The 20,181-nt window shown below is 51.3% G+C and carries 16 protein-coding genes and 1 pseudogene; 5 read left to right on the top strand and 12 right to left on the bottom strand.

All coding sequences use genetic code 11. From position 1 onward, the window contains the following. Together BM025_RS19260 and BM025_RS17905 are read left to right on the top strand one after the other, a co-directional pair. Positions 1-441 (top strand): annotated as a pseudogene (locus tag BM025_RS19260) (hypothetical protein); the annotation flags it as partial. 653 nt (positions 442-1,094) lie between these two features. After that, entirely contained in the window at positions 1,095-2,249 is a 1,155-nt protein-coding gene (locus tag BM025_RS17905) for an SH3 domain-containing protein (RefSeq protein WP_085850793.1), read from the top strand. 282 nt (positions 2,250-2,531) lie between these two features. Here BM025_RS17905 and BM025_RS17900 read toward each other — a convergent pair whose 3' ends face one another. The 6 genes from BM025_RS17900 to BM025_RS17875 all read right to left on the bottom strand — a co-directional run bounded on the left by BM025_RS17900 (position 2,532) and on the right by BM025_RS17875 (position 8,417). After that, on the bottom strand, positions 2,532-3,776 hold the full coding sequence (locus BM025_RS17900) for a four-carbon acid sugar kinase family protein (protein WP_244515901.1): 1,245 nt from the start codon (positions 3,774-3,776) through the stop codon (positions 2,532-2,534). Further along, positions 3,776-5,041, bottom strand: a complete 1,266-nt coding sequence (locus tag BM025_RS17895) for a ribulose-bisphosphate carboxylase large subunit family protein (RefSeq protein ID WP_085850791.1) — start codon at positions 5,039-5,041, stop codon at positions 3,776-3,778. The genes BM025_RS17900 and BM025_RS17895 overlap by 1 nt, the downstream gene beginning before the upstream one ends. A gap of 7 nt (positions 5,042-5,048) precedes the next feature. Beyond that, positions 5,049-5,588 carry a VOC family protein gene (locus BM025_RS17890; RefSeq protein WP_085850790.1) on the bottom strand — a complete coding sequence of 180 codons (540 nt, stop codon included), beginning with the start codon at positions 5,586-5,588 and terminating at the stop codon, positions 5,049-5,051. An 8-nt stretch (positions 5,589-5,596) separates the two neighbouring features. Further along, positions 5,597-6,874: a TRAP transporter large permease gene (locus BM025_RS17885; RefSeq protein ID WP_085850789.1), complete on the bottom strand. Its 1,278-nt coding sequence runs from the start codon at positions 6,872-6,874 to the stop codon at positions 5,597-5,599. Continuing rightward, a complete protein-coding gene (locus BM025_RS17880; RefSeq protein ID WP_244515900.1) occupies positions 6,871-7,338 on the bottom strand; it encodes a TRAP transporter small permease in 468 nt (155 codons plus the stop codon). The genes BM025_RS17885 and BM025_RS17880 overlap by 4 nt, the downstream gene beginning before the upstream one ends. A gap of 65 nt (positions 7,339-7,403) precedes the next feature. Beyond that, positions 7,404-8,417, bottom strand: coding sequence for a TRAP transporter substrate-binding protein (locus tag BM025_RS17875; RefSeq protein WP_085850787.1), 1,014 nt, complete (start codon positions 8,415-8,417; stop codon positions 7,404-7,406). 149 nt (positions 8,418-8,566) lie between these two features. On the opposite strand from BM025_RS17875, the gene BM025_RS17870 reads away from it, so the two are divergent. Then, complete coding sequence (locus BM025_RS17870; RefSeq protein WP_085850799.1) at positions 8,567-9,592, top strand: LacI family DNA-binding transcriptional regulator; 1,026 nt, start codon at positions 8,567-8,569, stop codon at positions 9,590-9,592. A 512-nt stretch (positions 9,593-10,104) separates the two neighbouring features. Then, complete coding sequence (locus BM025_RS17865) at positions 10,105-10,617, top strand: hypothetical protein (protein WP_139204595.1); 513 nt, start codon at positions 10,105-10,107, stop codon at positions 10,615-10,617. Between the two features lie 167 nt (positions 10,618-10,784). Here BM025_RS17865 and BM025_RS17860 read toward each other — a convergent pair whose 3' ends face one another. From BM025_RS17860 to BM025_RS17830, 6 genes are all read right to left on the bottom strand, one after another. Beyond that, a complete protein-coding gene (locus BM025_RS17860; protein WP_085850785.1) occupies positions 10,785-13,094 on the bottom strand; it encodes an NACHT domain-containing protein in 2,310 nt (769 codons plus the stop codon). Between the two features lie 316 nt (positions 13,095-13,410). Beyond that, positions 13,411-14,943, bottom strand: a complete 1,533-nt coding sequence (locus tag BM025_RS17855) for a UvrD-helicase domain-containing protein (protein ID WP_085850784.1) — start codon at positions 14,941-14,943, stop codon at positions 13,411-13,413. After that, positions 14,933-16,750 carry an ATP-dependent nuclease gene (locus BM025_RS17850; protein WP_211753597.1) on the bottom strand — a complete coding sequence of 606 codons (1,818 nt, stop codon included), beginning with the start codon at positions 16,748-16,750 and terminating at the stop codon, positions 14,933-14,935. Before BM025_RS17850 ends, BM025_RS17855 begins: the two co-directional genes overlap by 11 nt. A gap of 360 nt (positions 16,751-17,110) precedes the next feature. Continuing rightward, positions 17,111-18,052: an isopenicillin N synthase family dioxygenase gene (locus BM025_RS17845; protein WP_085850782.1), complete on the bottom strand. Its 942-nt coding sequence runs from the start codon at positions 18,050-18,052 to the stop codon at positions 17,111-17,113. 466 nt (positions 18,053-18,518) lie between these two features. Beyond that, entirely contained in the window at positions 18,519-18,887 is a 369-nt protein-coding gene (locus tag BM025_RS17835; RefSeq protein ID WP_085850780.1) for an antibiotic biosynthesis monooxygenase family protein, read from the bottom strand. Further along, positions 18,884-19,213 (bottom strand): NIPSNAP family protein, encoded by a 330-nt coding sequence (locus BM025_RS17830; RefSeq protein WP_085850779.1) that lies wholly within the window; start codon positions 19,211-19,213, stop codon positions 18,884-18,886. Before BM025_RS17830 ends, BM025_RS17835 begins: the two co-directional genes overlap by 4 nt. A 76-nt stretch (positions 19,214-19,289) precedes the next feature. Here BM025_RS17830 and BM025_RS17825 point away from each other — a divergent pair, with 76 nt between their 5' ends. Continuing rightward, the gene (locus BM025_RS17825) at positions 19,290-19,973 is read left to right on the top strand and encodes an ArsR/SmtB family transcription factor (RefSeq protein WP_085850778.1); all 684 of its coding nucleotides are present in this window, start codon (positions 19,290-19,292) and stop codon (positions 19,971-19,973) included. Positions 19,974-20,181 lie beyond the last annotated feature (208 nt).

The following is a 20,181-nucleotide window of genomic DNA, read 5'->3' as shown; positions in this document are numbered from 1 at the left end:
AAGAACAAGGAGGCCGTGTTTGAGGAACCGTTCAACGCGGGGCAGGTGTCGATGGCACGCCACTATGCGGGGTTGTATGAAGGACTTCAAAGCGGTGACCTGCGCGGCACATCTTATGGCGAACGTGTTTCCGGTGGTGGCGGTGGCGTGGATGCCGTTGTTCTGCGATTGGCAGCCCGCCAAGAGTTTGAGGCGCTTGAGCGCAAAGTCGGTCGCGGCGTGGCGATGCCGATGCGCAAGGTGCGCCCGTCAAAACGCGGGGCAGGGCGCGTGTGCAAGATGATCTCGGACTTGGATGCGGTGCGGGCCGTGTGTTTGTTGGGCCTGTCGATGAGTGAAGTGCTGCGCAAATATGATTGGACGGTCAGCTCGCGCAACAGCGCCGCGCTGAGAGCGGCCCTGCGGGATGCTTTGGATCGCATGCAGGGCTACGGCGTATAGGGCGCATCGACCGCAAGAAAATAGAGCTGCATTTCCCCAAAGGGGGGGGAGGGTCAAAAGTCCGGAAGGCTTTTGACCCTAGACCCGTGCTTCCCTTACGCGGAGATTTTTTTCTGCGCGCGACGAAAAATTCAGCCGAGATTGTGGGGGGTGGGCTGTTTGGTGAGGTGGGTTTGCGGTCTGAAGCATGGGGGTGGGCGTTAATGTTTTGGATCGGGTGTGAAGAAGTGAAACAAATACAGTGTGTTACGATTGGGGTGGTAGAGGTGTGATCTAACAGCCGCCGCATCTTTGAAGCCGCGCATGGGTAAAGTCAGCTCAGTACCGATTTTGAAACGCCCTTTTAGATCCGGTGGGTAAGTGTGCGGGATATGCTGATTACGTGATGGCTACAGGTGGTGCTTGGGAAGGCCTTGCGGCATCTCCGTCATGAGTGGCAGAACTGTATGTCCAGCCTAGAGCGGGCCTCGAATATTTGCGAAGCGAATGACTGGTTCAGGCCTAGGTGGTTTAGTTTTGGTGATCGACGATAACGGCTACGACGGCCAATAAACCTTCAATAGGCTCAGGCGCCGTTTGATGCGCTCTAGGTTGCATTCGCGGGCCATCTGCGATTTGCTCTCAGCAATTGCAGTAAATGGATTTTTAGAACGATGCCTTTTTCGCCAGAGCGTACCTCTCTTATAAAAGCGCGCATTCAAGAGCAGTTGGAATCTGGCAAACTGAATGACTGGGAAGAAACGTTTCTGAAAGAGATGGAGGCACGTTTTGCAGCTTATGGCGGGCGCACGCGTTTAAGTGGCCCTCAATACCGCAAACTCGGTATACTACTAAAACTTCCATCTGAAAAAAAATCGCAGAGCGATGGGGCTAGTGCTCGACCAGCACGTGAACGATTTCAGTCGGATACGAAAAAAAACTACGCTGAACCGAGTAGCCGCTCTTCTTCCGCCATCGCTCCAGCTTTCTCAAAACCAAATGCAAGACGTCGTCGGCGTTCTTCTAATCCAATCAAAGCATACTACGGGGTGAAGCGCGATATTCGCAGAGCGATGAGAAAGATCCTCATTCCTGTATTCCTCATTATGGGTCTTTTTGGTTTTTTTGGATCCCTGTCATCTCAAGAAGGCCAGTCAGTGCAATCAACTGCGCACCAAGTACAGCCCCGGGCAAGCACATCACAGGTTAAGGACGCACGTGCAGTAACATTGTATGTCACAGGGAGTAGTGTGAACCAAAGATCTGGTCCGAGCACAGGAAACAGTGTCATGGGGGCGCTCACAAAAGGGACGTCCGTCAGGAAAATTGGGACGCAGGGCGGATGGACGCAGATTGCGTCTCCATTGGGGACCGGATGGATGTCTTCCCGTTATTTGAGCTCACAGACACCAACGCGTCTTACTAAAGCCAAGCGCGGAGGGCGGATCGTAAGGGCAAATGAAATTAGGGTGATTGATGGAGATACGGTGAGCATCAGTGGTGAGCGCGCTAACGTCCGTTTGGTAGGGTTCAATACGCCTGAGACCTATAAACCTTCCTGCAACGCAGAGCGTGTTGCTGGTCAACGCGCCAAAACCCGATTGGGCAATCTATTGCGTTCAGCAAATGTGATTGAGTTTAAAGGTGTCGCTTGCTCATGCCGTCCTGGAACGCATGGCACAAAAAATTGCAATTTCGGGCGCCAGTGTGGTTCGCTTTATGTTGATGGCACAGATGTTGGAAACATCCTGATTTCCGAAACCCTTGCAGAGCGGTATGTCTGCGGGCAAACGAGTTGTCCGAGGCGTCAAGCAAACTGGTGCCGTTAGAGCTGTTAAATGTTTTACTGCACAGTTGAGGGTCAAACTTTACTTTTACTTCATCTGCACATTTCCGCCCACATTGTAAGTCGATGCGAACGGCCCATACTGGACCTTCATGCCGTGTGCAGCAATTCTAATCCTCGAGGTCTGCAATGTGAACAAACCTGCCATTGCCCGTGGCCTCCTCAGCCGACGCTGTCTACGCAATGGGGCCGCTGCAAGATTCAGAACGTATGAGTTCTGAGCATGTTCAGAGCCGTTTGCGCACGAAAACATCAACTTAAGTGATTAGTTTTTGCCATCGGGTATTCTGAGCGCCATGAAGCGATCAAAGATGTTTATCTCACCCATCTGCCCGCCTTTAAGCATCACACGCATATTGCGGCGGCGGGCGAAAGCGTGTCGTGAAGTGCAGACGCAGACACCCGACCCGATCTGACGCCAGAAATCCAGCGCCGAGAAACCCAGATTGCCACAGATCCGGCTCGACGTGTCGCCGCCTGCGAGGCCCAGATAGCCAATGTCGATCCGGTCGAGCAAAGTGCTGACAAAATCTACTGATAGGTCGGCGAGTGCGCTGGGGCTGACACCATAGTCGGCGCTCGGAACGAGATGTGCGAGGACTGCATGTCCTGCCGCTAGCAGACCCGCGGTCTCGGACAGGCCAGAACCGCTTCGAAGTGCATCGGGCCCGAGTTCCACGATCCGGTACCCTGTGGTGGCCTCTATTTGCGCGCTGGTGCTTGACGACCTGCTGCCTGCAAATACGAACACCCCATCAGAGGCCGGTCGGGGGGGCTCTGATAGGACGCTTTTCCTCGGCGACGCCCCTCCAAGGATTTCGGCAACCGAACTCGATCCGACCAAAAGCTGCCGTCCGCCCACCACCTTGAGTGCACGGCCGATATGCGCCAGATCTTCGCTTGAAGCTGCGTCGCAGAAGACTGGACCGTTCCGCAACTTTGCGGTCAAAGCGACTGTGTCTGAAAGCTCAGGTAGAAAGACCTCTTGCAGCCCATCCAATCCCTGCGCCGAGAGGTGAGTGATCAGATTGCCCTCGGTCATCGGCGTGACAGGGTGCTGGCTCATAACCGGATGCCGGTCGATCCGATGGACTTTCCCATCCTGTGCAACCGCGAATAGATTGCCGAAGGCGCAATAGCGGCGCAGACTCGGCTGGCCGCCGATGACAGCGACAACATCTGGCACGAAGCGCGTTGCGATGTCCGAAACGTTCGCCCCAATAGAGCCGGTTTCAGGACTCGAGTCGAAAGTGGAACACACCTTGTAATGAATAACCTCGGGATCGAGTTCGTTGATCACCGGCCAGAGCCGCTCGATCGCTTGGCGTGCTGCGTCAGGACCTAGGGATCTCAAATCTGTTGGAATTCCCGGCGCGTCGTAGGTAGAGGTTTCCATTGTTTCTGAACTTGGATCCACCATAAGGCTCGTGCGCCATCCAAAACGCGCATAGGTCGCAAGACAGTCCGAGGCGCCTGTGAAATCATCTCCGATAAACAGAATGTCAGCCATCATCGCGCCCCGAAAAAATCAATCGCCGCTGCAAGCTGGGGCCGCGTCTTGGCGCCATTGGCCAAGGTCTGGCCGGACATTAGCGTCTCGTAGGCATCGCGCAATGACTGGACACCGGCCGCCGGGCCGTTGGGATGGGCAAGAATGCCGCCGCCGCACATAAACATTAAGTCTGAACCCTGTGCTGCTTCCAGTGTTTTGGGCAGCGTGCCGGCCCATTGCCCGGACGAAAAGGCAGGCATGACCTGATCGTCAGGCCCACCTTCCGAAAGCGGCTGCAGGCAGACGCGCGCCGCTTCCGTCACCTCGTCGCTGGTATCGACGAATTTACCGCCGATCCCATGGACGTGCATGTGGTCGACACCTGCAAGCCGATACAGCGCTTGGTAGGCGGGAAACGCCATACCAAGAAGCGGGTGACGGCTCATCGCGCCAAACCCGTTGCGATGGCCGTGGATGGCGAGTGGGGTATGGTGGCGCAAGGTTTCCATTCCAGATAATCCACACCAGTTCAGGCTCGCCATGACACATGTGCCGCCCTCGGCCTCGACCAAATCAGCGTGCCGTTTCATGGCGTCAGTTTCATCCGTGATGTTGAAAGCCATCATGACATTCTTGCCCGTTCTGTCACGCCATTTCCGGATAACATCCATCACGGCGGGCACCCTTTCAGCAAGGGGCGCGCAATCGGGATTCGCGCACACTTCGTCATCCTTGATGAAATCGACACCTGCGGCGCAAAGCTGATCAACAAGGTTTGCAATATCGTCAGGTCGCATACCGACATTGGGTTTAATAATTGTGCCAAAAATTGGCCGGTCAAAAATACCAATGCTCTTGCGCGTGCCTTGAATGCCAACGCGTGGCAATTCGAAACGGGCGCGGTAGCTGGCCGGAACTTCGAGCTTAAGCAATTTTAGCCCAGTGGTTTCACCCATGTCATAAAGGTTTCCTGAAACCGTAGCGCCGAGCGTTGGCAAATTTCTTCCGATGTTTTCGGACGGGTAAGCGATCCGCACCCGCGCCTGACGAAATGGCCCGCCCTTGTTTTTTCGCTCAACATAAGCTGAGTGCAAAGTTGGCTCCTGAGTGTCCGCAACACTCGTGATGTCCAGAACCTGCGCTGCGGAACGCGCGCGCAATTCATCAGTTTCTCCGGCGACGCGCACGAAAGTGCCGCTGGATTGCTCGCCCGCCATCATGGCCGCCACCTCTTCCAGCGGGTAAGGGGTCTCAAGCAGATATTCGGCGATAATTCGTGTCATTGCGGCCTCACAAGTTTGAAAGATCTGGGAAAGGACGCACAGGATCCGAGCCATCCCAATCGATAGACGCTGCACGGATCAGATCGAACATTGTGCCTTTGGGGCCAAGCACTTCTGACAGTTCGATACAGGTGCCGGGGTGATGCTCTTCAGCGAAGTAGACAAAACGTCCGTTTGCGCCGACGCAGCCGCTCATTTTTACGGTAAATCCGCGCGCGAGCATCATGGCCAAATCGGCATCGAACTGAGTGGTCCAGAATGCCACATGCTGAAGCCCCCTAAGGTCCTTGTTTTTGAAGTCGCGATACATCGACGGGGCGTCGTTTCGGGTCTGTATCAGTTCAACTTGCATCTCGCCTGAATTTGCCAAGGCGACCGAATTGTAGGGTTCGTGGCTCTGTCCATCGAATGTGTAATCCTCAATCGGAACGCGCGGATTGTAAAACCATGGACCCACGCCCATAACTTCTGACCAATATTTCATACCCGCTTCGATATCGTCGACAACATAGCCGAGCTGGCGGATGGGGCCTAATAGACTGCTCATTACTTACCTCATTTCGTTAATATTTCGGGCAGCCATGTGGACAATCCCGGGATTGCAGACACCACAAACAGTGACAGTAGCAGCGGTATGAAAAACGGCATAACACCGGCTATGACACGGTTGATCGGCATTTTTGTGATAATGGTGATCATATAAAGGCTCATGCCCACCGGCGGCGTCAAAAGCCCGATCATTAGGTTCAAAACAAAGACGATGCCTAATTGCAGCGGGTCCACGCCAGCAGCCGTAAGCGCCGGTGCAATGATTGGCGCGATGATCAAGATTGCGGCGATACTTTCCAGCACCATCCCGACGACGAGCAACAGGACATTGACCAACAGCAGCAACACCAATGGGTTATCTGATAGTCCCAACAGTAGGCCAGAGACTTTCATAGGTACCTGATCCAGTGTCAGCACCCATGCGAACAATGCAGCAGTCGCGACAACGTAAAGAATGTTGGCCGTCGCCTCGACAGTTTCGCGCAAAGCACCAAGAATGCCGCGAACAGTTAGGGAGCGGTAGATGAAAATGCCGATAAAGAGCGCATATGCCACCGTCACACCTGCGACCTCGGTCGGTCCGAACAAGCCACTAATGAGCCCTCCAATCAGCAACGCGGGAGCCAACAGTGCAGGAAGTGAAATCACAAACTTGCGTGCAACGGCGCGCGGCTCAACGCGCACATCATCGCGGGGCAGCCCTTTAACTTTCGCAAGAATTCCCACCTGAATCATGAGCATTGCAGTCAGGAGAAGAGCAGGAATGATGCCTGCGATCAGCAACTTCACCGCTGAAACGTTGGCGACGGACGCGTAAATGATGATGGGGATCGAGGGCGGAAAAATCGGTCCGATTGTGGCTGCAGCAACGGTAAGGCCTGCGGCGAATTCTTCTTTGTAACCCTGCGCTTTCATTTGGTTAATCTGAATTGCGCCAAGTGCGCCGATGTCAGCAAGCGCAGCACCGGAAATGCCCGAAAAAATGAGCGATACAAAGATACTGACTTGCGCCACAGCGCCACGGATACGTCCAAACATCATGCGCACAAGTTCAAATAGATGCGTTGTCACGCCTGTGGCATTCAGCAAAGCAGCAGCAAAGATAAACAGCGGCACGGCAAGCAGAGGCGAGCTGTCAAGTGAGTTCAGACTGCGCTGCGCGACAACTGAGACAGGCAGGCCCTGAGTGACAATAACAATTGATGCCGATAAACCAAGGCAAACTGCGATTGGCAGGCCCATCACCAAAAGGACGATAAATATTGCAACAAGAACGATGCTCATATTGGTAATCCAGTCTCATCACGCGTTTCATGATAGGGGGCTGATGGATCGCGACCGGTGAGTGTGGCTGTGATCCTTGTAATCGCGATCGCTGCCAGTAGCAGACTGCCACAAAGTGCAAGGCTGTAGTAAAACCAGTTTGGCACGCCCATAGCGGGGGTCAGGAATTTGCCCGCCCTAGGCAGAAATTCTGCGAACCCCCACAGGAGGAATCCAGAAAAGACCAGCGTGGTGATATCCGCGAACAAAATCATCCATTTGCGCACCGCCGCATTCATCGCGTCTGGCAACATCGAGACCGACACCATAACCCGACGCCCAGCAAGCGCTGGAGTTGCAAGGAACACCATCCCAATGCAGCAAAAGCGGGCCAATTCATCTGCCCAAGGCAATCCCATATCAAAAAGGTTTCTTGCCGCGACTTGCAAAACCACCAGAAACGCAATTGCTGCGAGCAGTCCCATCCCAATTGCTATACCGAGGCAGGTAAGCCGCGCGAAAAACGCGCGACTTGAGGCTTCGGATATCATCAGGAGATCGCTTCGATTTTACTATAGAGGTCACCGTATTCTGCGCCGAACCGCTCATCTACCAACGACTTCACAGAGGAACGGAAGACATCCAGTTGCAGGCCTTCGTCCGCTCCGATCACTGTCATACCAAGATCACGCAGCTGCTGCGTTTCTGACTCTTCGTTGTTGAGAATGGCGTTTGTGGCCTTTTCACGGGTCTGGTTGGAAGCTTCGCGCACAGCGTCCTTTTGGGCCGCTGTCAGGTCCTGCCAGATATCTTCGTTCATCACGACGACTTCGGCGTTAGACATGTGGCCAGTCAACATAAGATGTGATTGCACTTCGTAAATCTTATGGTTCAGTACAACGTTGACTGGGTTTTCTTGTCCCTGAACGACGCCTGTCGCCAACGCTGTCGGCACTTCAGACCAATCAACGGGGATAGCAACTGCGCCCATGCCTTCTACCGCAGTGGTATAAATAGGGAATGGTACAGCGCGAATTTTGACCCCCGTGAGATCGGCAGGTGACATAATCGCACGGTCACACGTCAGGTTGCGGCGACCAAAATAGTGCGCATAGATCACCCGTACGTTCGCCGCAGCGATGAGGCCTGAATTCAGTTCTGACATCACAGGGCTGTCGACATCAGTGACCTTCATCAGATGGTCGACGTCGCGGTAAAGGTAGGGCGTGTCAAGCGCTGCAAAGGGCTTATAGAGCGAACCAAGCGCGCCGGCTGTGTTGTGTGAAAAGGCGATTGTGCCCAATGAAACGGCTTCTGCCAGTTCCTGAAGCTTGCCAAGCTGGCTGTCAGGGAACACCTGGACCGCCATGCCACCGCCAGAAGTCTGGGCCAAAGCCTCAGCAAACCAATCAGCCTGTGCTCCGGCAACAGATGATACGTTATTGTTGTGGCCATAGCGCAATGAGGTTTTTGCAAATGCAGGCCGTGCGATAAAGGGAACCGCAAGAGCGGCGCCTCCCGCAAGTAAAACACTTCGCCGATTGATCGAGCTAGATTTGAACATGTTATCTCCTCCCAGAAATGACGTTTTTTGAGGTGTCTTACGATTGTATATCGTCGTAACCTCCCTCCAGACTATGATTGACTCAGGGTATGGATTTGACGCACATTATGTCAAAGCAAATAAAATGATGCGTTTTGAGGTTTTCTATCGTGAAGCATGATGATATTGTGGATGGAAGGCCGCAGCTTTCGGATTTAGCAAAAGCTGCAGGAGTCTCATTGGCGACGGCTGACCGTGTGATCAATCGCAGAAAAGGCGTAAAAGAGCGGACCCGCAAAAGAGTGCTCGAAGTCGCGCATGAAATTGGGTTCCTAAGCTCTGCCGACGCGGAGCGTTATGGTCGCGACCAACCCATGAACATTGTGGTTCTATTGCCTGCTGGTACGAATCCGTACCTACGCCTCCTCGGTGAGCGTGTAAAAGAACGGGTCGGGCGTTCGGGGATCAACGAGCCAATTCTACGATGCTACTTTATCGAGGGCTTTAACGCAGGTGCACTGGCGGAGGGGCTGCGCGCGCATTCGGCATGGGCGGACGGGATAATCTTCTTTTCCATTGAACATCCCGTCGTTCGAGAGGCGGTCGTCGATGTTCTAGCAGGCGGCACAGGGCTTGTAACTATCGTGTCGGACTTAGGAAACGTTCCCGAAATCCAACATGTAGGATTGGACAACAGGTCCGTTGGTCGCACTGCGGGTTTGCTTCTTGGCAGACTGGCATCTTCGTCTCAAGGGGCTGTCGCTTTGGTCGCGGGATCGCGCCACTACCGCACCCATTCCGAGCGAGAAGCGGGCTTTCTTAGCCTGATCGACGAGATGTTTCCCAACCTGCGCGTTATCGGAATGCGCGAAGGTCATGATGATTCCGCTGAGAACTATCGGCATACTTTGGACCTATTCGAGCAGGCCAACGATCTGGTTGGAATTTACAATGTTGGCGGCTCATCGAGTGGCATCACTCGTGCAATGCGTGAAAAGAATCGATCTTCCCTGGTCTTTATCGGTCACGGATTAACACAGGACACCCGTCGCGCTTTATTGGACGGCACTATGGATGCAGTCTTCGATCAGGATCCCGACATATTGATAGACCGAGCGATACGATGCTTGACTGAACCGCTGATACGTTCTCGGCAACTGAAGCTCGACATTTATTTCCGTGAGAACTTGCCTTGAGCGATGCGCAATCGAAGTAGCGCACCTATTAAAAGCACCCTCTTACACGCGGCGAGCAGGCGTCGTGAATTATACCGGTTGGATCAGAATTGAGCCAGTCGGTCTCAAGTAATGTCCACTTTGGACGCATCAGACTTATTCACGCGATTGCAGCATTTGTCGAAATTAGCTCACTCCTGTCGTTCGCTACATTTGCACATTAAACAAAGTTTGGTTGCAACGCTAAGCGTCCGCTGTTCGTAAGTTGCCCGACTGAGTTTGCGGGCGCGGCGAAGGTCCGATTTCCGCCCTGTTGTGTCTATCGACGTGATCGGCCCAAACCGGACATTCGACACGGGAAACTAACGTTCCCAAACCCGACGTTCGTGCGCCGTGCAGAAATTTCATTTTTCAGGTGCTCCGCAACCCAGCCTTTCAAGGCCGCAAGGTCAGAGTCAGTTTTCGTTTATGCCCTTGTCTAAGAGAAGACATCGTTGCATCCTCATCTTCTAACTCTAAGAAAAGACAGAACATTGATTAGCCCCGAGATCATTGACATAATTGAACGCTTTCAGAACGTACTTGTCGGTGCAGTTGGATTCGTAGGGGTCATTTGGACCTTGCGAGCCAATTCAAAACATTCGAACGAAGAGCATCGGAGGCAATTGGATGCTCGCCGAATGACCTTACGGCGTATTTTGGCAGCTGAATTTCGAAACTACACACGTGCACTCAAAACCAACCTCGAAGCGAAGATCCCAGATGGCGATCATCTATCAGTTGGGAAAATTCATAGGCTCTTTTCGGAAGATCTGGCTGGTGAACTTGGGTTGCTTGAATTAGGTGAAATTGATGTCGTTGTGAATGCCTTGATCAGCTTGGAGGGCATGGACCAGTATTTAGGGCATATTTCGGCGGGCCAAACGGACAAAAGGTTTCTTATTCCAACCATCGCGATGGATGATTTTCGCATGATCACTTCAACCACTGCTGATGCTCTCGACTATGCTATTGAAGCCCTGGAGCATTCGGGGGGGGGGGCGTAACGGCCCAAACCTGCCGTTCGCGGTACCTCGACTATGTCGCAGTCCGGCCCCGTCAGGACGGACCTTCAAAGCTACACCCCACTCAGCTTCACGAATTGGGGCCTTCAAAATGGTAGTTACGTCCACAGCTTTACGAAGAGACAGCGTGCTGAAAAGAACACCGGCGCCTAAAGTTGAAGAAAATTTTTGACTTCTGCCCGGGCGAAGCTGGAAGTGTAGTCGTTAGAAAGTAAGCTCCAAATTTCCGTTGGCCTGACAGTGAGAAGCATACCAGTGATATTTTGATTGACGTACTGACCGTAGTCTTCACATCTCAACCCGGATGATGTTTCGCCGTCGTTCAGTTCATCGAGCGCAAGTGGGTCAAAACTCCATGCCTGTGATTTGTGGCGCTGCAAGCATTTGCCTAGAACAAGTTGAGGTATAAATGTCCCGTCCATGTAACCCGGCTTAAACGCGGCTTCGGAAACTTCTTTGATGCGAACTGCAGACGAGGCGAAAAGGCTATTTGCAACCAAACGCTCAGCGTAGGTGGCCGAACTGTATCTCAACAAGTAGTCACGATTGAGCCTCAAGGCAGTAGAAATGCGCTTACTTACTCTAGCGTTATTCACTGAGAATAAGAGCAGCCGTTCAATATCCTTAACAGCATTGCTCTGGATAAAGAGTTCATAGAGAAGGTACCGGTTGGCGTCAGTGAGTTCGCCCTTCATCATCGATTGTGCATTTTCCCTTAGTTTTTCGCTTTGGGTGCCGATGCTAATTAGATCTCTGGGAACATTCGAAATTACGTGCTGCATGCCGAGCGTTATGTTTTGGGCTCCAATGTTTGGCCCCTCTTTTACGAAAGAGATCATTTCAGGATTCGCGAATTTAAAAAAGTTTCGATACATCTCTTTGCTGAATGGCACCCTGCAAAAGTACTGGCTAACCAAAAACTCGATGTAGCTTTTGTGGGGGAAGTAGTAATAGTTTGCTCCTTTTCGGCCCACCACACCTGTTTCAGTTTGTTTGAAGTTATGTTCGGCTATTGATCCGACTAATGCCTCTCTCAGAGCATCAGCCTGATTGCGGCCTCGCCTTAACTCTTGAGGCAATGTGTCCATCGGAATTTCGCTTGGAAGGAAACGATTTTCACGATGTGCACTCGATATCCACCACGCTAAATTTTGCATGAATTGTGATCGAGGGTCGCTGTACCCCACCTGGTAGCCACCACTTTTGTCCAAGACTGATCTTGCGGGTTTTTCCTCTTCTCGCTGAGTAAACCTCTTCACAAATTCTTCGTACAATTTGTAACGTGTAAGCGGTCCGTTACGGCGCTTTGAGTATGTTCGCGTAACTTTTGTAAACATACTTAATTGAACCGGCCTAGATAAAATTTCAAACTCCGAGTCTTGTAGGTCATCGATGAGCTGGAGTTCTTCATCGGTTAGTTGGTTTGATGCTTTAAAGTTCCCAATATACTCTTCTGTTTCCTGACGTGAGAAGAGATCTACCTCAAATTTCCGAAGACCATCACTGCAGATTTCGGCGTTGGACAAAAGAGCGTCGACAACATCAGTTTCTTCTTGCTCATCAAAGAATGCATCCGGTCGACCTAAGATGATTGCTTTTGATTTACCGCGGAAAAAAACTGACATTTGCTCAAACGTATAGGCGAAGTCCTCGACAGACATCGCATGGCGCATTTCATCGAATCCGTCCAGAATGAGAAAAATGCTTCCGGAGTTGAGCATTTGTAGGAAGAGCTCAAAGGTGAAGTTGGCTACAGCAGGTTGCCCCTCAGCACCTGTCAGTTCAGAACACACTAGCGCCTTTAAATCTTGTTTAGTAAATAGGTGCCCAAGCGCGATACGAATGGGAATTCTATCAAACTGACCACTGCGATATTTCTTTGTTAGCGCGTCTGCCAAGAATAAACTGAAAGATGTTTTACCTACCCCATAGCCGCCATATACCATGGAAACAGGATTATTGGGTTCAACTAACCATTTCTCGACGGTTTCAAAAAGAGACACATCAGTACCTCTCAACCTAGGCTGAACATAGTTTTGCGAGGCTTCATGGTTTTTGAATGCGGCTAAATTATGCTGTAGAAGCAGCTGGAAATTCATCAATCCGTGCACAAATCTGTCAAACTGCAGATACCGCGTGTTTGCAAGGCGTTTGACTGTCTCCGATGGGCTCATGCCAAGCTCATGATTGGAGATAATCAACAGTTTGTCGATCTCACCGCTTTGTAAAGAAGGTGAGTAAAGACTGTGGATGTCGGCTAAGTTAGAAGATGTGAGAGGATTGGACCAGTCTTTACATTCGACAGCAATGTTTTGTGGAAAGGTCGATAAGTCATCAGTGTAAAAGACGTCAGCTGTGGTTGCAGTCAGCCGTTCTTCGATTCGAACGTTATTGAATTTTATTTCAAGAAGCCCTGCAACAGTATCACGCAACTCGGACCCAGCCTTCTTTTCCATCATGTGTCAACCCTTCCAAGTTACGCAGGGTATAGTTGCATGGATGATAACGAAAATACAGGCTTACTGACAGGGGATAACTGCCATGCGTTCTAGATCGCTTGAGACACATTGGCGGTTCAAGTCGTTATGGCCTCAAATGAATGGCCGTTTTGGAGTGCGAGGGCCGCAAAGTTCGCACATGCAGCGAAGGTCGGCAATCCGCCCTTGGTGTCGACCGACGCGAACGGCCCAAACCGGACATTCGCTCATCTACATGATGCTGCAGCGCAGCGTACGGAGGCAAATATTGACAATTCATGTGGATCAAAGCGCGTAATTACGGAAGCTTAAAAAGCGGGCTTGGGTTTGTTTCCGGAAAAATTATTGCCAATGACGATTTAGCACGACTTAGAGCCACATATAGTTTGCACCTTCCATATATCGTGTCGCCAAAGCTGTTGCGGTCGCATTCCATGATCATAGTATTGCTGCACTCCAACCCCTTGGCTTTGTGAACAGTCGAGAGTGTCTTTAGAAAAGGTTTGGGGCGCAAGACACTGCGGCGCATTGTGATTTCAGCATAGCCCCGAGAGGCATCTTCGTACTGGGCGAGCTTTTGCGCTTCCCAGAATTCACGTTTATAATCGACTTTTACGTCGGCGAACCCCGCAGCAGAGTCTTCAATGAACTGTGCAATCACTGAGATCGCATTCGAAATTCCAACATGGGTTGGATCAGCCAACAGCATCTTAGCCAGACTTTGTATGTTTCCTGGGCTCCCTCTTCGGGGTTTCGCGCAGCCGCATTTAATTTCAGCCTTTAAGGTATCGCCGTGTGTAGAAGCAGAAAACCCCTTTGCAATAGTCGACATGAACTTTGTAAGTGCCTCACCCGCTCTGACCGCATCACCGTCGATGGACTGAATGTCCGATAGCAATTCATGCAAAGCGCCGCGCGTGTGGCCTTCCCAAATCGGAATTCTCCGGTTCCAGAACGAACGCATACTGCGAACAAGGTCATTGCTGCTGGCAAGAACGAAAAGCTCATCGTGACCATTCAGATGGTCATCCAAGGGTTTTCGTTGCAACCAATTGACATGGTAACCGCCCCGAGCCTGAGTGGTGTTCGCAGCAATAATCACTTTGACAGCAGCTGGGAGCCCCGTAGTTAAATCGATTTTCTCCTTAGCCAAAAGGGTCTGGCGCGCTTTCAGTACCCAATCACCAAGTTCGGAACAACCTCCGGCATCGTTCGCCCATCGATGTGGAAAATCAAGTTCATCATGCGCTGCACTTGCGACTAGCGCCTCCCAACGCTCTCGATGATTTACCGCCGCCTTCGCGTTGCTTTCGTAAATGCTTTGCATCCGGTCCCCAAAGACACGCAGCTTTGCACCTTGCTCATGGATTGCCATCACAATCTGGTGGTGTTCTGGCGATGCGTCCTGATGCTCGTCGCAAACAATGATTGGATAGCGACGTGCTAAAGCTGTCGGCACAATCGGGTTTTTTTGAAGGAATGCCGAAACACGAGTCGCGAGTTCGGCGAACCCATTTTGAGTATATGCCCAAACAGTCGGGTCTGGCGGAAGGTCGAGTACTTTGTGATAAGTACTGGCGATCTGGCAGATCAGCGCATCTATTGTTCTGATTTCAACTGCGTTGCTAGAGATACCTCGTGTCCGTTGTGCGAAAACGTCGCAGGCTGCGTTGGTATGCGTGAGGATAAGCACACGGCCCTTACCGAGCGTAGGCGCAATGTCATGCGCAAATTCCGCACCTTGATAGGTCTTTCCGCAACCAGCAGGCGCTTCGATCACGACTAAAGGCTCATCACTTCGCAGCAAATCGAAAACAGATTTATCTGGCATCTGGAATATTTTCGATAGGTTTAAGCTCAACCGAATTCAAAATAGAGTTGATTAAGGGAAGCAAGCGCTCAGAAAGGTCATCCCAGCCACCAAGCGCAATTACTTTCTGGGCGAGCTCAGCACCCCCAGCTTCAGATTTAAACCAACTCGAGGCGTGCTTTTGCCAAGCCTTTTTATCGTCTTCGGGTGCGCCGTCTTTGTTCCCGCTCGCGGCTTCAATAACCAGCTGCTTCATACTTTTTCCAGTACCCTCAAGGGCTGCGCAGATGCTCGCCAGTGTCCTTTCTTCGGCCCCAGAGCGAACTTTTAGATGTTGCAAGCGGACACTTGTTTTATCTTCCCCTTCTTCGCCGATCAAACTGGAAATTTGATGATCAGGAATGGCGGAGATGACGGCCTCTTCCGTGCAACCTTCCTCCCACTGAAGCAGTAGATCGCCCAATTTTTCCTTTAACGCTGCCCAGCTACCAGCCCTGACTCCCTCATTGTCGGCGAGGCCTGCAAATTTGAGCCCCGCCTGATCAAGAGCTGTGAGTAATTTTTCTGTGTGATCATTGCCTTGCCCGTTACAAACGCGAATGCCGTAATCTTGGGGAGGGCAATCGAGTGCCAATGTCAGCAAGTGGTTGAGAAATCCTACTTCAGTAATCCCCTCTGCAATGACTGCAACGCGGGCCAAGAAGGTTTCAGGATCATTCTTCTGCTGTTTTTTAACAAAATCAGACGGCAACGCGCCTAAGCGACCGGAGCTGTCCATGTACCATAATTGCGCTTCAGGTGACGCAGCCAGCGCTATTGGGCTGTGCGTCGTTACGAATTTCTGCCCACCCTGCCTGGAAAGACCGGTGAGTAATTGCCTTAAACGGTAAGGCTCAAGTCCTCGTTCGATTTCGTCCACCGTGACGAAAGACGGGGCCGTAGCATTGGCCGCTCCAATCTCGAGACTTGCCAAGCGTCTGGTTCCCGCCCCCCAGCTCGAGATCGGAAGTGGTGTATTCGGCTCCTTTTGAGCAAGCAAGCCAACAAATGACCCAATTGAAATACCCTTTGAACTCGTCAAGCCAATTGACACACCGCTGGGAAGTGCCTTTTCCGCGAACTTGGCGTCAAGTGCAGTAAGTGCCACCTTGGCTTCCTCCGACAGTTCGCCCTGTAGGTCGATTGAAGCGACTTGTGTTCCTATGCGGGAGCGCAAAGATGGGTCACCTATGTGCCGGTCCAGTGCAGAGCCAAAGACCAACCTCAGGTCTTTGTCGTTTCGCTCGTCACTAGGGAGTGATACCAGTCCGATCTGCCTCCTAAGCCCGACGGAAAAGCGAACGGTACTCTCATCTGGTTGAACAATCTCCCATAAGGTTTCTTGCTGCTCGTTCGCTGCAAACCGGAACCTGTAGACCTCATCGTTGCCTTCGTTATCTTCATTGGTGTCAGGGATTACTGCTCTATTTCCGTCCCAATGCCATGGATAGACCATATTTGGTTGTGCATTGATATCAACGTCATCCCCTAGTCGAACCACCCCCTCGATTGTAAAGCTATTAGTGGTGTCCCGCATCCAGTAATCAGTCTCGGAGACCGAAAATGAAGTAGAAGGTGAAAACAACAAGTCAATAGCTTCCAACACCGTTGTCTTGCCAGTGTCGCCTCCACCGAGAATAAAATTCATACTTGCCGAGGGATACCATTCAAGGTCTTGGACCCCTCGAAAGTTACTAATTGTCAGCTTGAGAATTGTTGATGTCATTAAATACGGCTCTTTTAAAATGGTTTCTTGATCATCATGCCTCTGAAATGGCTCATCACACAATCTAAAGCTGATTTTTCAAAAATATAATTTGCGAAAGGCCTGTGTAGCTGACCATATTAATGCTTGGGCATATCAGCTGAATACGTGCTAAAATAATATTGCGCCATAGGATCTACAAAGTCAGTTTTCGCGACGTCCTCAATGGCGAATTGCATCTGCAGCGAACGTCTGCTTCCCGCCCTGAGTGTCGATCGACGTGAAGCCCCGCCGAATAGGCGAGGCTTTTTGTTGTTGCGAACAGGCCGGAACGGAACTTGGTACTCAACGTGGCTAACGGTAATTTTAGCTCATTGTCCTATTTTTGTGACAGAACGAATAGCCACATTTAAAGAGTAGCGTTTGGCTAAAAAAATTTAGTATTTAAGATCCGGTGCTTTTGAACTTTTCCATCAAATACGGCCCTGAGAGAACGTCTTCGTATTTGTTGGAGCCATCTAAGGGCGTAATCACGGCGTCCCAATTGGGTTGGTGAAAAAACGCCAATGATTGCCGTGCAGGTTGATGTGGTTTTGCGACGACGCGGTGCAATGTGCTGACCCAACGGTCGGCAGTCCATCGCGCCATTAGATCTCCAATATTGATTACAAATGCACCTTCGGGAGTCGGTACATCAAGCCAGCCCCCATCCGGCAATGCAACTTGTAGACCTTGGCTTTCAGCTTGCGGCAGCAAGATCGTCAATGATCCATAGTCAGTGTGCGCACCTGCTCGTTGCTGATCTGGCAAAGAAACATCATCCGTTGCTGGATAATTCAGCGCCCGCAAAGCGGAAATCGGATGATTGATGTAATCTTCGAAGAAGTCATCAGGCAAGTTCAGCGCGACTGCAAATGCCACCATAATCCGCGAGGCTAGATTTTCCATCTCGCCATAATAAGTTTGCCAAGTGGGTTTGAAGCTTTCAAGGTCCGGCCATATTGTTGGGACGTAACAAAATTCCAATGCTTCAGGATCGACTATATCATTGGGAACGTCTTGCGGCCCGCCGTTGAAGCTTTCCTTCAGGTCTGGTGGCGTATCCACGCCTTTTGACTTGGCGAGTGCTTCGCTATTTGGCCCCAGATAACCATAGGGGTAACCGGGGTAGGGTGCTTTAACTTTTTGTTTGTCATCAGGTGTTTGCTTAAAGAATGTTTGCATTGTGGACTGCATGTCAGTGATACAGTTATCCGGAACGCCGTGCCCCGTCAAAACGAGAAACCCGCTGTCTCTACAGATCTTATCCAGCTGCGCGGCAAGTATAGTTCGCTGAGATAACTCTGCTTTTTCGAATGCCTCGAGATCAAAAGTTGCGAATTTCATCTATTTCTCCAACATGATGTGCCACGAATTTGACGGTAGTAAGACATCACTCTCAAGCGAACTTAGTTTCAAGCCTAAAATTTTATTTTGACAGTTTTAGTGAGGCTGAAGTTCGTGACAAACTGAAATTTCATATATCGTCTGTCAATTGCGAGTTTAGTCAAAGGGCCTTTGGAACCGATACGTCGACTGGTAAAATTTCCGCATAGCAGACCTAAGTGACTTCTGCAGATAATGTCTTTCGGTCCTTGGTGTCGATCGACGCGAACGGCCCAGACCTGCCTATCACAAGAATGTCGAGCACTGCGGCGCAGCTTCCTGTGGTTTCAAAGGGCAAAGCTGTCGTTTGGTCAAAATGGCGCCAATGGCTGCTTTCGAGAAACGGGTATCTGATCGCCGCCAATTTTGACCGCTAAACAAACGGTCGCTTTTGGACCGCTGCATGATGAAATAAAGAGAGCTGTCACTACTTGGAATTATCATTGATCCTGCTCGTATGAACAGCTTTTGAATCCATAGGTGCTTGAACGCGGTCAAACATACCGTAGTCACGCACCACGCTTGCAATACGAAGGCGGTAGTCGTTAAAGACGCCCTCTCTGCCCTTAGCTTGTGCGCCGCGATGTGCGTTAAGAGCCCGCCACCGTGCGATTGCAGCCTCATCTTCAAAGAACGATAGCGACAGGACTTTGCGCGGGTCGGTCAGGCTTTGAAACCGCTCGACAGAGATAAAGCCCTCGATCTGGTCAAGCATCGGGCGTATCTCAACTGCGATATCAAGGTATTCATCCTTGCGGCCCGCCGCTGGTTCAACTTCAAATATAACGGCAATCATCTTGACGCATCCGGACCGTGGGGCGTGGATACCAATTTCAGAAAAGTGCGATCCTCGCGCAGCAAAAATTTCTCTTTTTGGGCAAATTCATAATTTTTCCGACCAAGCGGATCATCAGCCAATCTGGCACGATAAGCTTCATAATCTGCGAGGCTCTTCACGTTGTAGATGCCATAGGCCAATGTGCTGGACCCTTCGTGGGGTGCATAATATCCAGTCAGATCGGCACCGCAGCGCGGGATCGCTTGGCCCCAATTTTGCGCATATTCCTCAAATTGGACTTTTTTCGTCGGGTCGATTTGGTAGCGGATCACACAGGTCAGCATTACAGGCTCCTTTTCAAAACTGTTGAGCCGTTTCTATCCTGTTGCCGTGAGAAAACACTTCGACTACGCTCGAACTATGAAAGAAGGTCCTGACATTGCACACATCGCCGCACTGATCGGTGATCCTGCCCGCGCGAACATGCTGACTGCTTTGATGGGCGGTAAGGCATTGACCGTGAGTGAGCTGGCCGAAGAAGCTGGCGTGACCATCCAGACCGCCAGTTCGCACCTATCGAAGCTTGACCAAGGCGGCTTGCTGCGCCCACGCAAACAAGGGCGGCACAAATACTTTTCGCTTGCCAGCGATGACGTTGCCCATGTGCTTGAGGGTCTGATGGGTCTTGCCGCCGGATCGGGCCATTTGCGCAAGCGTACTGGCCCCAAAGATACCGAACTGCGCAAAGCGCGTGTTTGCTACAACCATCTTGCGGGAGATATGGGAACGCAACTGTTCGACAGCTTGATGGCGCAGGGGCATCTTGCATTGGTCGGTGATGATCTGAACCTGACCGAGAGTGGCGCAAAATTTGCGGCAGGTTTTCAGATCGACCTAGATGGCTTAAGAAGCAACCGGACACCGCTTTGTCGCGAATGTCTGGATTGGAGCGAACGCAGATCCCATTTGGCAGGAAGTCTTGGTCGCGCCTTCCTGAGCCGCTTTGAAGAAATGTCTTGGGCGAAGCGGGATCAGAAGACCCGCGTGGTGACATTCAGTATGGTTGGTGCGAGGGAGTTTGAAAAGTTATTCGCTATAGGCTGATAACAGGCGTTTCAAAATAACTCGTTTATACCGGTGGCACAAACGTATGGTTCTTGCAGTATTGATGGCTAAAACGGACATCCGAACGCTCGAAGATCATGGTCTCCACTGCGGGACGGAGTCCCATTTCGCTGCGATTGCGCCAGTGTGTGCTATTCCAGATATTTTGACGTTTATGATATACTATTTGCGGAAATGGAGGATCGGA

It is taken from the genome of Pacificibacter marinus (assembly GCF_900109555.1).
GTDB lineage: Bacteria > Pseudomonadota > Alphaproteobacteria > Rhodobacterales > Rhodobacteraceae > Celeribacter > Celeribacter marinus_C.
This window is presented reverse-complemented; position numbering and strand designations above follow the sequence as displayed.